The 17,770-nt window shown below is 70.7% G+C and carries 19 protein-coding genes and 1 pseudogene; 13 read left to right on the forward strand and 7 right to left on the reverse strand.

Annotated elements, in window-relative coordinates:
• The first annotated feature begins 115 nt into the window (after positions 1-115).
• From B100_RS0123745 to B100_RS0123770, 6 genes are all read left to right on the forward strand, one after another.
• Positions 116-625: a winged helix-turn-helix transcriptional regulator gene (locus B100_RS0123745; RefSeq protein ID WP_199785280.1), complete on the forward strand. Its 510-nt coding sequence runs from the start codon at positions 116-118 to the stop codon at positions 623-625.
• 8 nt (positions 626-633) lie between these two features.
• Positions 634-1,479 carry an MBL fold metallo-hydrolase gene (locus B100_RS0123750; RefSeq protein WP_024886908.1) on the forward strand — a complete coding sequence of 282 codons (846 nt, stop codon included), beginning with the start codon at positions 634-636 and terminating at the stop codon, positions 1,477-1,479.
• A gap of 51 nt (positions 1,480-1,530) precedes the next feature.
• Complete coding sequence (locus B100_RS0123755; protein ID WP_024886909.1) at positions 1,531-2,148, forward strand: dihydrofolate reductase family protein; 618 nt, start codon at positions 1,531-1,533, stop codon at positions 2,146-2,148.
• Between the two features lie 116 nt (positions 2,149-2,264).
• A complete protein-coding gene (locus B100_RS0123760; RefSeq protein ID WP_024886910.1) occupies positions 2,265-2,801 on the forward strand; it encodes an AAA family ATPase in 537 nt (178 codons plus the stop codon).
• 109 nt (positions 2,802-2,910) lie between these two features.
• Positions 2,911-3,366: an excalibur calcium-binding domain-containing protein gene (locus B100_RS0123765; protein ID WP_024886911.1), complete on the forward strand. Its 456-nt coding sequence runs from the start codon at positions 2,911-2,913 to the stop codon at positions 3,364-3,366.
• A 205-nt stretch (positions 3,367-3,571) separates the two neighbouring features.
• Positions 3,572-3,880 carry a hypothetical protein gene (locus tag B100_RS0123770; RefSeq protein WP_024886912.1) on the forward strand — a complete coding sequence of 103 codons (309 nt, stop codon included), beginning with the start codon at positions 3,572-3,574 and terminating at the stop codon, positions 3,878-3,880.
• Positions 3,881-3,972: 92 nt separating this feature from the next.
• On the opposite strand, the gene B100_RS0123775 is transcribed toward B100_RS0123770, so the two are convergent.
• Positions 3,973-5,640, reverse strand: a complete 1,668-nt coding sequence (locus tag B100_RS0123775; protein ID WP_024886913.1) for a RecQ family ATP-dependent DNA helicase — start codon at positions 5,638-5,640, stop codon at positions 3,973-3,975.
• 130 nt (positions 5,641-5,770) lie between these two features.
• Positions 5,771-6,754 carry a helix-turn-helix domain-containing protein gene (locus tag B100_RS0123780; protein ID WP_024886914.1) on the reverse strand — a complete coding sequence of 328 codons (984 nt, stop codon included), beginning with the start codon at positions 6,752-6,754 and terminating at the stop codon, positions 5,771-5,773.
• 122 nt (positions 6,755-6,876) lie between these two features.
• Between B100_RS0123780 and B100_RS0123785 the strand changes: the two genes are divergently transcribed.
• The gene (locus tag B100_RS0123785) at positions 6,877-7,842 is read left to right on the forward strand and encodes an NADP-dependent oxidoreductase (RefSeq protein ID WP_024886915.1); all 966 of its coding nucleotides are present in this window, start codon (positions 6,877-6,879) and stop codon (positions 7,840-7,842) included.
• 74 nt (positions 7,843-7,916) lie between these two features.
• Complete coding sequence (locus B100_RS0123790; RefSeq protein WP_024886916.1) at positions 7,917-8,240, forward strand: hypothetical protein; 324 nt, start codon at positions 7,917-7,919, stop codon at positions 8,238-8,240.
• Positions 8,241-8,350: 110 nt separating this feature from the next.
• On the opposite strand, the gene B100_RS0123795 is transcribed toward B100_RS0123790, so the two are convergent.
• Positions 8,351-9,082: an SDR family oxidoreductase gene (locus tag B100_RS0123795; protein WP_037723345.1), complete on the reverse strand. Its 732-nt coding sequence runs from the start codon at positions 9,080-9,082 to the stop codon at positions 8,351-8,353.
• Between the two features lie 356 nt (positions 9,083-9,438).
• Positions 9,439-10,008: a hypothetical protein gene (locus B100_RS0123800; RefSeq protein ID WP_024886918.1), complete on the reverse strand. Its 570-nt coding sequence runs from the start codon at positions 10,006-10,008 to the stop codon at positions 9,439-9,441.
• A gap of 317 nt (positions 10,009-10,325) precedes the next feature.
• Here B100_RS0123800 and B100_RS0123805 point away from each other — a divergent pair, with 317 nt between their 5' ends.
• On the forward strand, positions 10,326-11,222 hold the full coding sequence (locus B100_RS0123805) for a hypothetical protein (RefSeq protein ID WP_024886919.1): 897 nt from the start codon (positions 10,326-10,328) through the stop codon (positions 11,220-11,222).
• A 477-nt stretch (positions 11,223-11,699) separates the two neighbouring features.
• Here the strand turns inward: B100_RS0123805 and B100_RS0123810 are convergent, their stop codons facing one another.
• Positions 11,700-12,068, reverse strand: coding sequence for a VOC family protein (locus B100_RS0123810; RefSeq protein WP_024886920.1), 369 nt, complete (start codon positions 12,066-12,068; stop codon positions 11,700-11,702).
• 62 nt (positions 12,069-12,130) lie between these two features.
• On the opposite strand from B100_RS0123810, the gene B100_RS0123815 reads away from it, so the two are divergent.
• The 3 genes and pseudogenes from B100_RS0123815 to B100_RS37280 all read left to right on the forward strand — a co-directional run bounded on the left by B100_RS0123815 (position 12,131) and on the right by B100_RS37280 (position 13,465).
• On the forward strand, positions 12,131-12,589 hold the full coding sequence (locus tag B100_RS0123815) for a MarR family transcriptional regulator (protein WP_024886921.1): 459 nt from the start codon (positions 12,131-12,133) through the stop codon (positions 12,587-12,589).
• A 276-nt stretch (positions 12,590-12,865) separates the two neighbouring features.
• Positions 12,866-13,007: pseudogene (locus B100_RS37690) on the forward strand (3-dehydroquinate synthase); the annotation flags it as partial.
• Positions 13,008-13,171: 164 nt separating this feature from the next.
• On the forward strand, positions 13,172-13,465 hold the full coding sequence (locus tag B100_RS37280) for a hypothetical protein (protein WP_199785281.1): 294 nt from the start codon (positions 13,172-13,174) through the stop codon (positions 13,463-13,465).
• A gap of 278 nt (positions 13,466-13,743) precedes the next feature.
• Here B100_RS37280 and B100_RS0123825 read toward each other — a convergent pair whose 3' ends face one another.
• The gene (locus B100_RS0123825; protein ID WP_078541136.1) at positions 13,744-14,886 is read right to left on the reverse strand and encodes a M23 family metallopeptidase; all 1,143 of its coding nucleotides are present in this window, start codon (positions 14,884-14,886) and stop codon (positions 13,744-13,746) included.
• Positions 14,887-15,225: 339 nt separating this feature from the next.
• Between B100_RS0123825 and B100_RS0123830 the strand changes: the two genes are divergently transcribed.
• A complete protein-coding gene (locus tag B100_RS0123830; RefSeq protein ID WP_024886924.1) occupies positions 15,226-15,651 on the forward strand; it encodes a RidA family protein in 426 nt (141 codons plus the stop codon).
• Positions 15,652-15,816: 165 nt separating this feature from the next.
• Here B100_RS0123830 and B100_RS0123835 read toward each other — a convergent pair whose 3' ends face one another.
• A complete protein-coding gene (locus B100_RS0123835) occupies positions 15,817-17,754 on the reverse strand; it encodes a glycerophosphodiester phosphodiesterase family protein (RefSeq protein WP_051490042.1) in 1,938 nt (645 codons plus the stop codon).
• Between the last annotated feature and the right edge of the window lie 16 nt (positions 17,755-17,770).

Below are 17,770 nucleotides of genomic sequence, written 5' to 3' on the forward strand. Positions count from 1 at the left end.
GGCCGCGATGGGCGACCGCGACCCCCCTTGCGGGTCGGCGCGGCCCGGACGAGTCTCACTTCACATTTTGACCTCAGCGCTGGCTTCAATTTCCGGAGTCTGCTTTCATGGAGTCATGGATGCCATGTCGTTGCCGGCCAACCAGCACTGCTCGATCGCCCGGACCCTCGGCGTGCTGGGCCAGAAATGGAATCTCCTGCTGCTCCGTGAGGCATTCCTCGGCCGCACCCGTTTCGCGGAGTTCCAGCGCATCGGCATCCCCAACGCGACCCTCGGCCAGCGCCTGAACGACCTCGTGTGCGCCGGGCTCCTGGAGCGCGTGACGTATCAGCAGGAGGGCGAGCGCAGCCGCGAGGAGTACGTCCTCACGGATGCCGGCCGCGACGTCCTGCCGGTCCTGGCCGCGCTCAGCGCGTGGGGCGACCGGCACCGCCCGCAGGAGACGGGTCAGGGCGTCGTCTACACGGCCGACGGGGAGCGTCCCGTGCGCCTCGAGTTCCGCGGCCCGGACGGCGAGCCGGTCGACCAGGACGCAGTCTCGATCATCAGGGGCCCGGCCTACTACGCCGCCCTCGCCGCCGGCCGGTCGCCCGACCATGACGGCGGCACCCACTCAGCCAGTTAGGAAGCACCATGCCCACCAGTGGCTCCCTCGCCTACGAGGTGTTCATCGCCGACCCGATCCCGCAGAACGTCACGGAGCCCGTCCCCAACGGCGACCGCCGTATGTTCTCCCCCCTGTCCGTCACCCTGATTTACGGGGAACGGGACGCCGTCCTGGTCGACCCGCCGCTGACCTCCGCCCAGGCGGAAGCGGTGGGGGACCGGGTGGAATCCACCGGCAAGAACCTGACCCACATCTTCGCGACCCACGGCCACGGCGACCACTGGTTCACCGCCGGCCTCCTGGCGGAACGCTTCGGTGCGACGGTCGTCGCCTCCGAGGGCACGATCGCGGAGATGCACCGCAACGTCTCCCTGCGCCCGCAGCTGTGGGACCGGCTCTTCCCCGGTCAGATCCCGGACGCCCCCGTCACCGCCGTCACCGTCCCCGGGAACCGGCTCACCCTCGAAGGGCACGAGCTGCGCATCGTCGAGGTCGGCCACAGCGACACGGACGGGACCAGCGTCCTGCACGTGCCCGACCTCGGCCTCGTCGTGGCCGGCGACGTCATCTACAACGGCGTCCACCAGTACCTCGTCGAATCCGCGAACGGCGGCCGCGACGCCTGGCGCAAGGCCATCACCCTCGTCGAGGACCTCCGGCCCCGCCTGATCGTCACCGGCCACAAGAACAAGGAACTGGACGACGACGCCGACCGTGCGATCACCGAGACGCGCCGCTACCTCGACGCCGCCGACGAGCTCCTCGCCCGGCACGACGACCCGCTCGGTTTCTTCCACGCCATGCTGGAACGCTTCCCCGACCGCCTGAACCCGGGCGCCCTCTGGGGCGGCGCGGTCGCCCTGTACCGGTAACCGTTCACCCGCCGCCGATGACTTCGGGCGCCGATGCGGGTCAGTACAGACATGACCCGCATCGTCGCCGACATCTCGATCTCCCTCGACGGCTTCGTGACCGGTCCCGACCCCGGCCCCGACAACGGTCTGGGCACCGGCGGCGAGGGCCTGCACTCGTGGGCCTTCTCCGACGATCCCGACGACCGCCGGGTCCTGCGTGAGGCGACCGAACGCTCAGGCGTCGTCGTCCTCGGCCGTCACCTCTTCGACATCGTCGACGGGCCGCAGGGCTGGGACGACACCACCGGCTACGGCGCCGGCGAGGTCGGCAGGCCCGCCTTCGTCGTCGTGACGAGCACACCGCCCGAATCGGTGCGGACGTCCCACCTCGACTGGACGTTCGTGACCACCGGCCTGCACGACGCCGTCTCCGCCGCACGCGACCGCGCGCAGGCGGCGCCGTCCCGCACCGGCAAGGACCTCGACGTCGTCCTGATGGGCGGCGGCGCCACGATCGGCTCGGCACTCGCCGCGGGCCTCGTCGACGCGCTGACGCTGCACCTCGCCCCCATCGTGCTCGGCGCCGGCACACCGCTGTTCACCGGCGGGGCGCCGCGCACCCTGGTACGACGGAGCGTGATCCCGACGACGACCTCGACCCACCTCTTCTACGACGTACCGCGCTGATCCGTGACGGTGCAGGGCCGACCTCCCGCTCGGCCCTCCCGCTCGGCACAACTCGTTCCGGTCATCGCTTCACGAACCGCCGTACGCGGTCACCGCCCGCCCGTACCGTCGATCGCATGAGGACGGGCACGGAGCGAACCAGGCTGGTCATCCTGCGCGGCAACAGCGCATCAGGGAAGTCGTCCGTCGCGGCAGGGCTGCGCGACCGCTTCGGCCGGGGTCTCGCCCTGGTCGCCCAGGACAACCTCCGCCGGGTCGTGCTGCGCGAGCACGACCGCCCGGGCGCGGCCAGCATCGGTCTGATCGACCTCACCGCCCGCTACGCGCTGGACGCCGGCTTCCACGTCGTCGTCGAAGGCATCCTCCACGCCGACCGCTACGGCACCATGCTCACCCGGCTGTGCGCCGACCATCGCGGCCCGACCCACGCGTACTACCTGGACGTTCCCTTCCACGAGACGCTCGCCCGCCACGCCACCAAGCCGATCGCCGACGAGGTCCACGAGGCCCAGTTGCGCGAGTGGTACCGCCCGCGCGATCTGCTGCCCGGCGGCGTCGAGACCGTCATCGACGCCGACAGCACCCTTCGGGAGACCGTCGACCGGATCATGTGCGACACCGGCCTGAACGTCCCGCCCGCCGCGGACCGCTGACGGGGTGTCACCGGGCTCGACGACTGCTCCAAAGGTGCTGCCACAGGAGTTCACATTTTCCTCACACAACCACTACAGTTCGTCCTTCAACAAGCATCCCGGGGGCGTCATGACCAATCCGTACACACCGGCGGGCCGCACAGCGCCGAGGTGGGCACGCAAGCGCTACGTGCTGCCCGCGCTCGGCTTCGCCTTCGCCCTCGGCGCCATGGGGGCCGGCGCCGACGACAGCAGCGCGGCCGGCGACGCCAAGCCCGCGGTGGCAAAAGCCCGGCCGACGGCGACCGTCACCGCGACAGTGACCGCCGAACCCTCCGTCGATCCGGAACCCGCCCCGACGGTCACCGAGACCGTCACCGAGTCGGTCAAGGTCAAGGTGAAGGTCACCAAGACCGTCACCGCGGAACCCGTCGAGGACGACTACAGCGGCGGAGGAGGCGGGGGCAGCGCCTACTACAAGAACTGCGACGCCGCACGCGCCGCCGGTGCGGCTCCCGTGCACCGCGGCGACCCCGGATACGGCAGCCATCTGGACCGCGACGGCGACGGCACCGGCTGCGAGTAACGGGGGACCGGCCCTGCGCGATCCGCCCCTCCCCGTGGGCCACGGGGCGCGGCCCGCCGGGTATGGGACCGCGGCTCCGTGGCACTCGTCGTACGCGGCAGGCGCCCGCTTCTCCGCGGCGCCGCGACCGCGTGCAGGGACCCGCCGAGTGTGAGGACGGTGCCGAAGTGACCGGGAACAACACCACCGAACCCGGGCGCACGCCGTGAAGCGCGGCAAGCGGTACGCCGTCGCCGCCTCCGGGCAGTGGACCGACGAGGAGGAGGGCCGCCGCAGGCTGCCCGCGGGAGAGGTCCACGCCTGGGAGCCGGGGCGCAACGAGACCGTCTGCGGGCTGTCGCTCAGCCGCTCGCGCCTCGCCCGCTTCTCGCACGTGAGCTGGCCCGACATCATCCCGGAAACGGGCGGCGCGGCCGACCGCGTGCAGAGGGTGTGCCCGCGCTGCGCCTCGGTGGCCGGACGCCGCGGCAGCGACGCACGCCCACGCTGGGTACGCGTCCGTCCACGGCCATGAGGACGGTGCGGGAGCGGCAGGCAGCCTGACACGGGACCCGCACCAGGCTGCCTGCCGCCGACCCCGTACCGTCGCGGTCGCCGCCTGGTCCCTCAGGCCTCGGTCAGCAGGTCGCCCTCCTCCACGGCTGTCAGCGACAGCGTCTTGTAGCCGACCTGCTCGAAGAGCACGACGACGCGGTCCTCCTCCCTGCGCATCACCGTGCCCGCACCCCACTCCGCGTGCGCCACACGGTCGTTGGGCTCATACGGCCCGTCATGTCCGGCCGGGCGAGCGGCGTCCGCCCGCCCGGTGGCCGTGAGGGTGGGAGCCTGGGCCTCGCGGTCGCAGACGTCGCAGCGTGCGCACGGTGCGTCCAGCTGATCGCCGAAGTAGCCGAGAAGGTACTGGCGACGGCAGGTAGGCGTCTCCGCGTAGCCGCGCATCATCTCGATGCGCGACCGGTCGATGCGGCGCCGCCGCTCGAACACCTCCTCCGCCGCCCCGGCGGCCTCGTCCGCCGAGCGGCCGGGCAGCGCCCGCACCGCGCGGCGCTTCCCCTCGACGGTCACGGCTTCCGCCTCGTCCAGCAGGTTCAGCAGATCGCTGGTCTTCCGCCGGGACAGCCCGCACAGCTGAGCCAAGCGGCTACGGCTCTGCGGCGACTCCTGGTCGGACAGCGTGGTCATGATCCGGCGCAGTGCGTCGGTGTCCAGGGCCCGGGCCGTGAGGAACTTCTGCAGTCCCAGATCCTCGGGACGGTAGAACAGCACCGCGTGGGCCGGTTCCCCGTCCCGGCCGGCACGCCCGACCTCCTGGTAGTAGGAGTCGAGCGACTCGGGGACGGACGCGTGCGCGACGAAACGTACGTCGGGCTTGTCGATGCCCATGCCGAACGCCGAGGTGGCGACGACCACGGCGGGCGCACCCGTCATGAACCCGTCCTGGATCCGGCGGCGCTCGGCGGCCTTCAGCCCCGCGTGGTATGCCTCGGCGTCCACACCGTCCTGCCGCAGGCGCTCCGCGTACGCCTCGGCGTCCTTGCGGGTGGCGGTGTAGAGGATGCCCGGGGCGGACGCCTCGGCCGCCCAGCGGGAGACGGCCTCACGCTTGGAGGGGTCGTCGGTGAAGGTGTGCACCGTCAGGTGGATCTCCGGCCGGTCCGTGCCCGTCGTCACGACATGCGGCTCGCGCATGTGCAGATGCTCGACGATGTCCTCCCGCACCGGGGTGGCGGCTGTCGCCGTCAGGGCGAGGATCGGCGGGCGGCCCAGCCGGTCGGCGGCCTCGCCCAGGTTGAGGTAGTCGGGACGGAAGTCGTGGCCCCAGGCGGACACGCAGTGGGCCTCGTCGGCGACGAACAGCGAGGGGCGCAGCTCCCGCAGCCGCTCCATGACGTCTTTCCTGGCCAGCTGCTCGGGGGAGAGGAACAGGTACTGGGCATCGCCGTCCTCGACCGCCTGCCAGCCTTCGTCGGTCGCCGAGCGCGGCTGGGCGGAGTTCACGGCCACCGCGTCCGGGGCGTCGCTGTCCCGCAGGCCGGTGACCTGGTCGCGCTGCAGGGCGATCAGCGGGGACACGACGACGGTCGGGCCGCCCAGGACGACGGTCGGCACCTGATAGATCGCCGACTTGCCGGAGCCGGTGGGCATGACGACCAGCACGTCACGGCCGTCCAGCAGCGCCCGCATCGCCTCCGCCTGTTCCGCGCCCAGATCGTCCCACCCGAACCGCTCGCGGGCGACGCGGTGCAGCTCCGCGATCCCCTCGTCCCTGTCCATCGCGTCCGCCCTTCCACCCTCTGACCTGTACGTTCCCGCCCGGGTGCCCGCTGTACGGACGAGGATGCGAGGCGCGGTGCAATCGAGACGGCGAGGGCCGCCGCGGACGGCTCGCCGGCCCCGGCCGCGGTCACCGCACGGCGGCGGCCGTCCCCGGAGCGCCGTGCGCCCGACGGTAGGCAGCCGGAGAGAGCCCCACATACGTGTGGAACTGCCTGCGCAGGGCGACCGGGTCACTGAATCCGCAGGCGCCGGCGATCCGGGCGACGGGCAGATCCGTGGACTCCAGCAGCTGGCGCGCGTGGGCCAGCCGCCGCTGGGACAGCCACTTGAGCGGACTGACGCCCGTCTCCTGCCGGAAACGCCGGGTAAAGGTACGCACGCTCATGTGGGCGTGCCGTGCCATGTCCTCGAGGGTGATCGGTTCGGCCAGCCGCCGCACCGCCCACTCCCGGGTCGCCGAGGTGGAGCGGTCCGTGTCCGGCGGCACCACGTGCTCGATGAACTGCGCCTGCCCGCCCTCGCGCCAGGGTGCCGCGACGACCCGTCGGGCGGCGGCCGCGGCGACGCTCGCCCCATGGTCCTGACGGACCAGATGAAGGCACAGGTCGATGCCCGCGGCGCCACCGGCGGACGTGAGGATGTGGCCGTTGTCGACGAACAGCACGTTCGGATCGACCTCTACGCCGGGGAACAGCTCCGCGAACGCGTCGCACAGCGTCCAGTGCGTAGTGGCCCGCAGACCGTCGAGAAGCCCGGCCGCCGCGAGCAGGAAGGCCGAGGTGCACAGGCTCACGATGCGCGTCTGCGGCCCGATCGACTTCAGAAGCGTGGAGACGTCCCCGGGAAGCGTCCCGGTCGCGAGCAGCTCGGCAGTGGGCTCCAGGGTGGCGATCACGACCGTGTCCGCGGTCCGCAGCAGCGACTCGTCGTGCTCGACGACGATCTGGAAGTCCTCATGCGTACGAACCGGCCGCCCCCCGATCGAGCAGGTCCCGACCGTGTAGAGCCGCCTGCCGTCCGGCGCACGCGCTTCGTTGAACACCCGAGCCGGGATACCCAGATCCAGAGGCAGGACTCCGTCGAGGGCGAGTACGGCGACACGATGCGTCATGGCCCGAATGGTACGACAGGTGTCCCTCGGGCCACTCACCCGCAGCCGAGGCGGTGGGGCAGAGTGGATCTCGTCGGGTCAGCCCGGCGAACGGAACCAGGAACGAACAGGAGCGAGCCACCATGAGCGGCCACACCATGCGTGCCGTCACGATCAAGGAATTCGGCGGCCCGGAGGTTCTGACCCCCGAGGAGGTGTCCCGCCCCGCACCGCTGCCGACCGAGGTGCTGGTGCGCGTCCACGCCGCCGGCATCAACCCCGTGGACTGGAAGACGCGCGAGGGGCAGGGCATGGCGGGCCTGCAGACGTTCCCGCTCATCCTGGGCTGGGACGTCTCCGGCGTCGTCGAGGAGGTCGGCTTCGGCGTCACCACGCTCAAGCCGGGCGACGAGGTGTACGGCATGCCGTGGTTCCCCCGCGCCGCCGGAGCCTACGCCGAGTACGTCACGGCCCCGGCCCGCCAGTGGGCCCGCAAGCCCGCCACCGTGGACCACGCGCACGCGGCCGCCGTACCGCTGGCGGCACTGACCGCCTGGCAGATCCTGGTCGACACCGCTGACGTGCGGGCGGGCCGGCGCGTGCTCATCACGGCCGCCGCCGGAGGGGTGGGCCACTTCGCGGTCCAGTTCGCCCGGCACCTGGGCGCACACGTGATCGCGACGGCCGGCGCCGCCCGCCACGCCTGGCTGAAGGACCTCGGCGCCGACGAGACGATCGACTACACCACCACCCGCTTCGAAGAAGCCGCGGCCGACGTGGACGTGGTCATCGACCTGGTCGGGGACGGGCAGGACCGGACGAGCACGCGCTCCCTGAAGACACTGTCCACGGGCGGCCTGCTGGTCGCCGTCCCCGGCGGCGTCTCCCCGGACCTGGCGGCGGCAGCCGAGGCGGCGGGCGTACGGACCAGCGGCTTCCTGGTCGAGCCGGACGGCCACGCACTGACGACGATCGCGGGCCTGATCGACGCGGGCGAGGTCACCGTGGAGGTGGAGAAGACGTTCCCCCTCGACCAGGCCGCCGCGGCCCACACCCACGGCGAGTCCGGCCACACCCGAGGCAAGCTGGTCCTGACCGTGACCGACTGACCTCCGCGCGCCCATCGGCATGACGACGGTCACGAGCCGTGTTGCGGCCGGGCGGTACGGGGCAGGCCGACGGTGTGGACGCACACCAGTCACCGGAGCGGACTCCCGACGGGCACCACATCGTCGTCCGGGGGAGGAAATGGAGGGCGACGGATCCCTCCATCCCCGAGGAGATCGCGGCTCGCCTGCGAGGTCACCTCATGGCGGCACGCCGTGCGGTGCGCGCCGCGACGACCGCGGGCGACGAACAGGGCGAGCGGGCGGCGCGTGCCCGAGTGAACCGGGCGAAGATCGCGCTGGGCGAGCGCGGCACCCCTTGGTGGGAGCAGTTCGAGGACGAGCGCCGGCAACGCTGGCACGAGGGCCTTGAGTCGCTCGACGGGGAGGAGCAGGGCTGAACGGCGCGGGCGCTCCCGTGCCGGGCTGCCCCCGCCCTTGGGCCGGCGCCGATGTGACGTCGGCCGTGTCGTGCTCCGCCGTGCTCGTCAGGGGGCCAGGGGACGCGGGCTCAGCCCAGTCCGCCGGTCGCCCGCAGGTTCTGGCCCGTGATCCAGCGGCCGTCCGGTCCCGCGAGGAACGCGACCACGTCGGCCACGTCGGACGGCTGCCCCAGACGGCCGAGGGGAGTCATGCCGACGACAGCCTCGAGTGCTTGCGGTGGGTTGGTTCCGCGCAGCAGTTCGGTGTCGGTCGCACCGGGGGAAACGGTATTGACGGTGATGCCGCGGGCCCCGAGTTCCCGTGCGGCGACGGCGGTCAGCTGCTCGATCGCGCCTTTGCTGGCGGCGTACGGAGCGATGCCGGGGGCCGGCCGCACGGTGTTGAGGGTGGAGATGTTCACAATCCGACCGCCGTCGCGCATCTTCCTGGCCGCGTAACGCATGGTCAGGAACACCGACCTCGTGTTCACCGCCATCACCCTGTCGAAGACCTCGATGTCGGTCGAGGCGAGCGGAGTCGGGGTGGACGACACGGCGGCGTTGTTCACCAGCACGCCGAGACCGCCGAGATGCGCCTCGGCGGCTTCCATCAGCCTCTGGGCCCCGTCCGGTTCACCGAGGTCGACACGGATCGCCTTGACCCTGCCGCCTTCCGTTTGCACGGTACGGACGACAGCCTCCGCGGCGTCCTCGTTCGTGGCGTAGCTGAAGACCACGGACGCCCCGTCGCGGCACAGGCGTTCAACGACCGCCCGGCCGATGCCCCGGGACCCGCCGGTGACCACGGCAGTCGCATCCATCCGCAAGTCTCCTCCACCCGCACCCCGTTGATGATGGCTGGTGCTTCGTCGACGCGATCGGGACCTGTCCCGTTCCCACAGCCATGCTGCCCAGAGACGGGCAGCATGGCCAAGGGGCTGTGCCGATGTACGAGGGTGCGCGAGGCTCGAGAAATGCTGTCGCGGTGGCCTTGATGTCCCTGATGCGACAGGGCAACGACCACCGAACCCGCGGTGCAGGCAACGGATGAGGCGTCAGGTGCCGACCGGGAGCTGTCCGGGCGATCAGGACGCAGATTCCCGCTGTCTCCAAGCCGGGCAGGCGCGCTCGTGCCCGGTGCCGCTGCGGCCCTGCCCGTTGATTCCCGCCGCGTCCGCTACGACATCAGGTGGGTCATGGAACGGGCCCGCTCCCACATGCCGGGGATCTGCTCCGTCGGGCGCTGCTGTTCACCGTGCAGGGCGTTGAGCACGACCAGGCACCCGGTCAGGGCCGGCACCGCCCACTGGACGGCAGCCAGCTGCCGTCGTGCTTTGTCGAGGTCGATCGGGTGCTTCTCGGCCTCTTGGGCGTCAGACAAGTCGGTGGAGGAGGCCAGCTCGACCTTCTTGCCCAGAACACGGGCATAGGCGGTGGCGGCCAGGGCCGCGGCGGTGACGACCGTCTTGGCCGCGGTGGAGGCGCCCACGCCCTGCTGGGTGGCTACTCGGTGCGCGTTCACGGCGAGCAGCCCACCACCGCCGAACAGGTGCGCTCCGATCGCGGCGGCGTTGACCGGCGTCCACTTGGCCCAGCCCGAGGAGGAGATCCGGTCGCGGCCCGTCTCCGTGCTTCCCTCGTCCTGAGCCGCGCCGTTGAGGCCCACCGCCCCCATCAGCGAGCCCCCGAACCAGGCGGCCAGACCGACGTCATGCAGGCTGCGGATGACGGTGTTGCGTTCAGACATGGCGAAGCTCCCTAAGGGTCGGCCGGAAGGGCTCCGCCTACGTGAACGGCGAAGCCCACACCACCGTCGCCGGAGGGTGCCACCACCGCCATCACGGCAGGCCATCCGGGTGAACGCCGCACAGGAGCTGTTTCAGACCCGACCTGGCACCGGCCCGGCACCAGGAGCCTCGTCTCCACGGCAGGCAGACAGGGGGGCTTCGTTTCGGGGTGTATCCCAACGGGTTGATCGGTGATCCGGGCAGCAGTGCCGCCGCCACGTCTTGACGTGGATCTTGGCTTGGTTGAAGGTACTGGTCTGAACAACCGGGGTGGGACGTGGACGTAGCGCAGCAGTATGCGCAGCAGTGCTCGGAGCTGTACGCGGCTGGTGGTTTCGCCGCCGTGCGCCGGACGGCACAGGCAGGGCTCGACCAGGTGGGGCCGACGGCGGTGCTGTACCGATGGCTGGGCCAGGCGCACGCGGCGGAGGACGAGGACGATCACGATGCCGAGGCGGAGCGCGCCTACCGGAGTGGTCTGGCACTGGCCCCCGACGACCTGGGGCTGCTCGTGTGCTATCTGGAGCTGTGTCTGCGTGCGGACGCCTTCGAGTATCCGGCCAGGGCGGGGCGGGTGGCTACGCTGCGGGCGCGCATCGACGAACTGGCGCCTGCCGGGTCGCCGGAGCGTCAACGTGTTGACGACGCCTTGGGCTGGGCCGGCCGCGGGTACTGGGACGACCTGGTGGCAGCCGCGGGCCGCGTCGAACTGCAACAGGCGGAATCGGCCGAACTGAGCGAGAGGGTGGCCGGTGCGCTCCGCGCCGGCCACCCTGACGCAGCCTCTCCGGCGACCGCGGGAGAGGACGTGCGGGAAGCGGAACTGTCCGCAGCGCTCGAGCTGTTGCAGGGCCGGGCGAACGCGCCCATGCGGTACTTGCTGACTCACCGCACCGCGGCCTATGTGATCACGTGTGTCGCGGCCCTCGGCGTGAACCGCCTGCTCGTGACCACCGGAGTGGTCACCTTCAGCGCCTGGGGCTGGCTGCTGTGGATCCCGTTGTTCGCGGCAGAGGGCAAACTGCGCGCCGCCCGCAAACTGGCTCGTGAGCGTGTCGTCGCACGTATCGAGCAACGGCATGTTCTGGAGAAGGCGGTTGCGGCGACCGCGGAAGACCACTCGGAGGCGAAGCCGCGTAAAGGTGACACGCCGGACGGCGACGGGCACCACTGACACACGGCTACACACCACAACACCACACCGGTCGAGCGGTCCCTCAGACGAGTGCTTGTCACAACCTGCGGATCGGCGACGCCGCGGGGCGGGAGGCCTTTCGACCGTCTCAGAATGGAGCGCTTGGCCGGCCGGATGAACCTTGCGAGGTTTCGATCGCAAGGGCGTCGTCCGGAACCGGCGCAACCTCCAGTGAGGCAGTGGCGACTTTGACGAGGCGCAGTCCTGGTCGGTGAACTCCATGAGTACGGGATCGACCAGCCGTCCTTCTGCTCGCTGCGCATCGACAGGCTGGAGGCCCGCCTCCGCTACTGATCCACCGCTGCCTGTGTTCGCTGAAATGGGGATCGGCTCCGATGGAAGAGAACACCTTGAGAACACCCATCGGAATACGGTTCGACCGAGGGCCGGCTCGCAGGAGAAGCCCAGCGGGCGATCAGGACCGCGGAGCCATGGTCGTCGGCGGTATGTGGCTGATCAGACCCGGTCGTGGAGGGTGACGTGGTAGCCGTCGGGGTCGGCGAAGGTGAATGTCCGGCCGAAGGGGCCGTCGATCGGTGCGGAGACGATGGTATGGCCGTCGGCGACGAGGGCATCGTGGATGGCCTGGACATCGGTGGCGTGGAACCAGAGCGCGGCACCGATGCCGGGCCGGGCAGCGGATGAGAGATCGGTGCCGGGAACGACGTCGCGTAGCGCGAACGCGATCGGCTTCGTCTCGAAGACGACGGCGTGCGGGGGTCCGGCCTGCGAGCGGACGAGGCCGAGGTAGCGCTCGTAGAACGCCTGAGAAGCGTCGAGGTCGCGTGCCTGGAGCGAGATGAAGTCGGGACCGGTGGCGGGCATGAGCACACTCCTTCATTCGTGTCAGTTATCTGACACGAACCAATGTATGTCAGAATACTGACATGAGTCAAAGTGATGGCGGCGTCGACCTGGACAAGTCACTGGGCTACCTGCTGAAGGAGGCTTCGAGCGCCCTACGCCAAGCCATGGAGGAGGTACTGCGGCCACTCGGGATGAGCATCACGCACTACTCCTGCCTCGAACTGCTGGCTCAACGGCCAGGCTTGTCGAACTCCGAGCTCGCGCGTGGCGCGTTCGTGACACGGCAGTCGATGAACGTGCTGCTCCAGAACCTGGAACGGGACGGCTACGTGACCAGACCTGCGGAGCCGACCGTCGGGAAGGTTCTTCCCGCGCGGCTCACGCCTCGCGGCCGACAAAGCCTGCAGAAGGCGACCGTCGCGGTCCGGTCCGTCGAGGTCAGGATGCTGGCCGGCATGACCGAGACCGAGCAGTCGGACGCGCTCCGGATCCTGCGGAGCATGATTCATTCCCTGCGCGAGAACACCGACAACGCATAGCTCGCTCCTCAGCGCATGTCCTGCCGCGCCCGGACAGGACTGCAGCCGAGCGTCGGAATCCGCGCGGACGACCTCGAAAACCGACAGCCCCGACGGAACCCTGCAAGCCCGGACCACCGCTTCGGACGGAAGGGAAGGCCGCGCCCTTACCGGCTTCACACGCCGCCCGGGACAACAGGGGGCGACCCAGGTCACGCCCGCACCTGACAGGTGGCGGCCCGATGCGCCCGGCCGTTGCCGGCGGTCAATCCGCGCAGGCGGTCGCCCGGCTCCGGGGTGGCGCCGGCCGCGGGCAGCGAGCCGTACGATGTGCTGGTAGGCCCGGCAGTTGCTGGGCCGGCTCGGAGGTCTGACCGGGCCGAGGGCCAGGCGGGAGGCAGTGATCCAGCCCGAGGCGCCGGCCGAGAGCGGCGACGCGGGTGGAAGACCTCGTGCGCCCCCCAGAACGTTCCTCCTCGCCACAGCAGGTGAGGGCTGTGCGGCGGTCAGCGGAGGGTGGTGGGGTCAAGTTTGATCGGCGGGTGGTGGGGTGGTGTCGACGGGCTTGTTGTGGTCGGTGAAGGTGAGGTGATAGGGGATCTCGTGGAGGAGAACGAAGCACGGAGACGTGCGGAGGAGTTCGGCCGGACCCTGACTGACCGCTGGGAGGAGTGGGCCTTCGAAATCGGCCTGTGGGTGACTCCGGCTGTCACGGGCATCTATGGCTTCACCTGGTATCCCACGGCGAAGGACGAGGAGGGGCGCCACATCCGAGTCGGGGGAAACTGGCCCATCCTCGTCGACCAGGACACTGGAGCATGCCGACTCGTGCGCGGGCCGAAGGAGATGGCCGCACTCAAAAGGCTCGACAACCGTCCGCACCGCGCGTTGGCCTAACGCCACTGCTCGTCGGCTGCCCCGCCCCGAGCGCTAGCTCGTCCGGGGCAGCCACAGAGGGAAGCCGTCCGTGGCCAGGCGGCGTCTGTGTCGCGCTGACCTCGAACTTTGTGGCCCGGATCTCGACCGGTTGGCGGGGGCGCTCGATCTGGTGAACGACGCCAGCTCTTGCGCTCATATCACGGTGGAATGCCGCAGGTCCTGTACTCGATCATCTCGGTCGGCAAGGTGTCCAGGCGCCGGGAGGGTCGACCGGCACACGGCGGGCTCGGGCGAGCTCAGCCGCCGCTCGTCAGCCAGGCGCTCGGTTCCATGTACTGGCCGTCGAGGAGGACCTCGAAGTGCAGATGCGGACCGGTGGACAGCCCCGTCGAGCCGGCGAGCCCCACGGGCTGTCCCGTGGTCACACTCTGGCCGGTGGTCACCTGGAGGGCGGACAGGTGACTGTACGTGGTCTCCAGGCGTTTGCCTTCGATCGTGCCGTGATTGACGACCACGCGGTAGCCGTAGGCCGGGGTCACGCCGGCGAACTCCACCCGCCCTTCGCGGGCCGCATGAACCTGGGCTCCCTGCGGCGCGTCGAAGTCGATGCCCGTGTGCAGTTTGGTGACCCCGGTCAGCGGGTGCCGGCGCGTACCGAACGGTGAGGTGACGGTGAGCGTGGCGACGGGCGGTTGCAGCAGGGGGCCGGCCGCCTGGCCGCTCTCCCGCTCAGGGTTTTGCTGGACCAGGGCGTCGTACTGCGGCAGTCGCTTCCGTACCTCGGTGACGAAGTCGCGGGCCGACGCGGGGACTTTGCCGGCTTCCGTGACCTCGTCCGCTCCGGCCGCGTAGGCGGCGAGGGTGAGGTCGGCGACATCCCCGTTGATGGCGCCCTTGGTGCGCAGTGCGGTCATCTTCTCCGCCAAGGAGCAGTCCCGCCGCCCCAGCGCCATGATCGCGTCGACCGCGTCGCGTGGCGAGGACGTGCCGTTGCCGTCGTCGTCCCGGCCCCAGGTCTTCCAGTCGGCTTCCGTGAAACGGGCGAGGCCCTGCTCGGACAGACTCGCGCCGTCCGTCTGCCACCCGGACAACTGGTCGATGTGCGCGGCCAGGAGTGCCGGGGTGATGCCGGGGCAGTCCGCGGTGGCCCGACGGAGCCAGGGGACGTAGGAACCGTCCACCTTGCTGACGGACGTCTCCGACCCCTGCGGCGCCTGATCCTGCGGCACGGCCGTGTCGAAGACGCCGGCCAAGGAGAGGAAGACGAAGACCCCGGAGAGCGTCACCACTCCCGGCAGCACGATCAGCGTGAGGGGGCCGGGTCCGCGACGACGACGACTGTTCGTCCCGGTGCTGCTCGTCCCCGTGCTGGACGTCTGCGTGGCCGGCGTTGTGGGGCCGGGCTGTGCCGTGCCGTCGTCCGTGGGCTCGTTGTGCATGGTCTGTTCCCGGTCGTCCCCCCGGCACGCGGGAGTACGCCGCTCTTCCCCGTTCCTTGGTCACCGGCCGACGGGGTTCCCCGACGGCACCACGGCGGGGCGTGACGCCAGGGACGTATCGGCTCGGGCTCAGACACTAACCGGGCCCGTCCCGGCGGGTCACCGGGCGCGAGGCCAGTGTGGGCTGCCCGATGGGGCACTGCTGGTGCCCAGAGCGACAGTGCGGGGTGTGGCCGCCGGTGTGCCGCCGCGGTCGGCGTGGCAAGCCCCGCCTCGTGACGGGGCGAGCGGGCGAAAAGGTGATGCGCCGCGGTTGGCCGATCCGGGAGACTCACGCGTATGACGGCCGAGATCACGCGCATCAATCCCGACCAGCTGCACACGACTGCGGGGTACCACCACATCACCGTCGTGGAGGCGGGCCGCACGGCGTACCTGGCGGGACAGTGTCCCCTCGACCGCTCTGGGGAGCTGGTGGGACCGGGTGATCTGGACGTCCAGATCGACCAGGTGGTGGCGAACGCCGTCGCAGCGTTGAGGGCGGTGGGCGCCGGGCCGGAGCGCGTCGTCCGCTCGGTGATCTACGTGGTCAGCGACGACGCCGCAGTGCTCGGTGGGGCGTGGCGGCGTCTGACCGGCTCGGCCCTGGGACCGGCCTTCACCACGGCGAGCACACTACTGGGAGTCGCCCGGCTCGGCTTCGTCGGACAACTGGTCGAGGTCGACCTGACGGCAGCCCTGTCCGAGCGGCCCGCATCGCGCTAGAAGCGGGACTCCACGGCCGGCCGTACTGAAGAGGCGTGCCTTGACGATACGCAGCGTCCGGCGGTCGTCCTGCGATGGCTGTGCCAGCACAGGACGACCAGTGGACGACCAGTGTCAGAGGTCCGCCCCACAGCGATGAGGGTCGCCCGAGTGGGACGAGGTGGGTCAGTGGGTGGTGGCGAGGGTGCGGGCGTCCTCGGCGATGAGCGCCGCCCGCTCCTTGCTCAGGGACTTGCCCGACTGCACCTTCGCCCACGTCGCCAGCAGCGAGTACTGCTTGAGCCCGAGCATGGCCGTCATCGAGCTGACGGCGGAGTCCTTGGCGCCCGAGGTGAGGATGAGGTGGGCCAGGCCGGTCGGTGTGGCCTTGAGGGTGAAGGTCATCGTGTCCTCGGCGCTGCCGCCCTCGCCTGACGCCACGGCGCGCAGGGTGTGCGTTCCGGCCGCGAGGGTGGCCAGCTCAAGGGGCTTGCCGGCGGGGACGGAACGGCCGTCGAGAGTGAGCGTCACGGACGTGCTGTGGTCGCTCTGCACCGTTGGCACCGGCGACTGCGCACGGTCCAGGACGGCGTCGGCGGCGGGGGAGGTGATGCGGACCGAGGGCTTGGCCGGGGGCACCGCCTGACTTTGCCGGAACGCGCTGTTCCAACCATTCAGTTCGGTCGGCCGGTTGGTGATGACGCCGTCAACACCCGCGCTCTCCAACGCCTTCCAACGGTCGGCGGAGTCCACGGTCCACACCATCACGGCCACGCCGGCCTTGTGCAGGTCGGCGATGACGGACGGCTTCTTGCTGAGCGCGCCGTCCTGCGGGTTGTACGCGGCCAGGTGCAGTTCCTTCGCGAGGGCGACCGGGTCGGCGTCCAGGGTGCTGCGCAGCAGGCCGAGCGGCAGATCGGGAGCGAGTTCGTGGGTGTAGCGCAGGGCGTCCACCTCGAAGCTCTGCACGAACACGCGTCCGGTCATGCCGTGGTCGCGGATGGTGTCCACGATCGTGGCCACCTCGTCCTTCGTGTGCGCGCCCTTGATCTCCAGCAGAAGGTCGCCGCCACGCGTGCGCAGGTCGTCCAGCTGAGCCGCCAGGGTCGGGAGGCGCGCTCCCTTGTAGTGCGGTGCGAACCAGGAGCCCGCGTCGAGCGCGTCGATCTGCGCGGACGTCAGCGACCGGACGGCACCGCTGCCGTCGGTGGTGCGGTCCACGGTGCCGTCGTGGATGACGTACGGCACGCCGTCCTTGCTGGGCTGGACGTCGTTCTCGATGAAATCGGCACCGCCCCGGCGGGCGATCTCCTGCGACGCGAGGGTGTTCTCGGGGGCGGCCGAGGAGGCGCCGCGATGGGCGACGACGGTCAGCGGTGCCCCGGCCGCGCGGATGTAGCTCTGCGGCGGAAGCTCGGTCACCTTGAGGTCGTCGTAGGAGACCGAGGCCCCGTTGACGAGCAGACCCTGGACGCCGTCGGCGGAGCGGGTGACCTTGGAGGTCCGCATGACCTCCTTGCCGTCGAAGTACCAGACGGCCTTGGCGCCGTGCACCTCGGCGGCTATCTTCACGTCCTTGCCCGTGCCCGCGGCGAACGGCGCCGCGTGGGTGTCGGTGACGTTCCAGGCGTTCGCCGGGGTGCGCTGGGCGAACTCCAGGCCGTTGGTGGCGGTGGTCCCGGACCGCATGGTGGCGACGGACCACGGTACGGCTCCGCTCGCCGGCAGGTCGAGCCCCATGGCGGTCCAGCGCGCGGCGTCGACGACCGACTCGAAACGGGCGGTGACCTCGATCCGGAAGTCGTTGAGGTGTTCGCCGAAGGTGATCCGGCTCAACTGCGAGGCGTTCGCGGAACTGCCGTACATGCGACCGTCCTTGACCTGCCAGACACCCTCCACGGCCTTGAAGCCTTGAGGCAGCGAGGTCCCGGAGAAGTCGGTGGAGAGGACCACCCGGCCTGCCGGTGTGTCGGCGTCGGCGGATGAGGTCGAGTCCTCGGCGCTGGCGATCGTGGGAAGGGACACGGCGAGCAGTACGGAGGCGAGGAGCGCGACGCGCGAGCGCCGAGCACGGCGTGGTCGCGCGGTGCGGGCCGACGGGGAGAGGAATGAAGTACGTGGCATGGCGGGGACGTTAGGG

The organism is Streptomyces sp. CNH189 (assembly GCF_000527195.1).